This window comes from Paraburkholderia silviterrae (genome assembly GCF_004353915.1).
Classification (GTDB): domain Bacteria; phylum Pseudomonadota; class Gammaproteobacteria; order Burkholderiales; family Burkholderiaceae; genus Paraburkholderia; species Paraburkholderia silviterrae.
This window is the reverse complement of sequence record NZ_SMRP01000087.1, coordinates 1-1,240: the sequence shown is the minus strand read 5'-3', so window position 1 is coordinate 1,240 and position 1,240 is coordinate 1. Positions and strand designations below refer to the sequence as shown.

Annotated in this window: 1 protein-coding gene; it reads left to right on the top strand. The window is 59.6% G+C overall.

The features are described from left to right. The first annotated feature begins 62 nt into the window (after positions 1 to 62). Positions 63 to 1,198, top strand: a protein-coding gene (locus EYW47_RS40640; protein WP_240764151.1) for an IS3 family transposase whose coding sequence is annotated in 2 segments (ribosomal slippage) — positions 63 to 321 and positions 321 to 1,198 — 1,137 coding nt in all. Because the reading frame shifts where the segments join, the coding sequence is not laid out codon by codon here. Positions 1,199 to 1,240: the final 42 nt, after the last annotated feature.

Genomic DNA, 1,240 nt, shown 5'->3' with positions numbered 1-1,240 from the left:
TGTAGTGGTCCAATGTTGCTGGACACCTCTAAAGGGGATAATTGCTCCAACTGAGGTGAGAGATGAGCAGACGGAACCTGACTGACGAATTCAAGGCGGAAGCAGTGCAACTGGTGGTTGCGCAGGGCTATTCATTTTCAAAGGCCTGCGAAGCGCTGGGTGTGGGCGACACTGCGCTGCGGCGCTGGGTTGCGCAATGGCGCGCCCAGCAGGCTGAGCCACCGCGCAGTGAGGCACAGATCCAGTCCGACCAGCGGCGCATCCGCGAACTGGAAGCCCGTGTAATGGAGCTCGAGCGGGAGCGCGAGATACTAAAAAAGTCTACGGCCTTCTTCGTCAAGGAAATGGATCGCTCCTCGAAGTGATCCGCTCGCTGAAGAAGGTCTGGCCCGTGAGTCTGATGTGCCGGCTGCTGAAGGTGCCGCGAAGCAGCTATTACGCCTTTGCCAGGCGCCCCGTCAGGCCGCCCGCATCGCCTGTACTGCTCAAGGCCATGCGCCAGATTCACCTTGAAAGCCGGTGCAGTTATGGCAGTCGCAGGATGGCGCAGGCCTTGCAGCAGCAGGGTCACGCGATCGGGCGCCACCGGGCCCGATCGCTCATGCGCGAAGCGCAACTGGCAGTAGCGCGGCGTCGGACACATCGATACCGTAAAGCCGAAGGTGAGGCCCTGGTTGCGCCCAATCTGCTTGAGCGCCGGTTTGATCCAGGTGCGGTCAACCGCGTGTGGGCAGGCGACATCACGTACGTGAGAACGCGTCAGGGGTGGTCCTATCTGGCCATCGTGATGGACCTCCATTCTCGCCGTATCGTCGGTTGGGCGTTTGCCATGCAGGCAGACACTGAGCTGGTGCTCCGGGCGCTACAGCAGGCGCGCCACAGCCGGCACCCTGCAGCGGGGTTGATGTTCCATTCCGATCAGGGTTGCCAGTACACCAGCGAGCGCTTTGTGAGCGAACTGAAGGCAAACAGGATGGTTCAGAGCATGAGCAGAAAGGGAAACTGTTGGGACAACGCGGTAGTCGAGCGCTTCTTCAGAAGCCTGAAGAGCGAATGGATTGGCGAGCAGGAGTACGGTAGTCACGAACAGGCCCGACGCGATATCATGGGCTACATCGCTGACTTCTACAACTACCGGCGCATTCATTCGTCGGCAAGCAACCTGCCACCCGCGCGATACGAAAGATCGATTTATTGAAAAACCCCCTTTGTGGGTGTCCAAAGAGGCTTGACCACTACA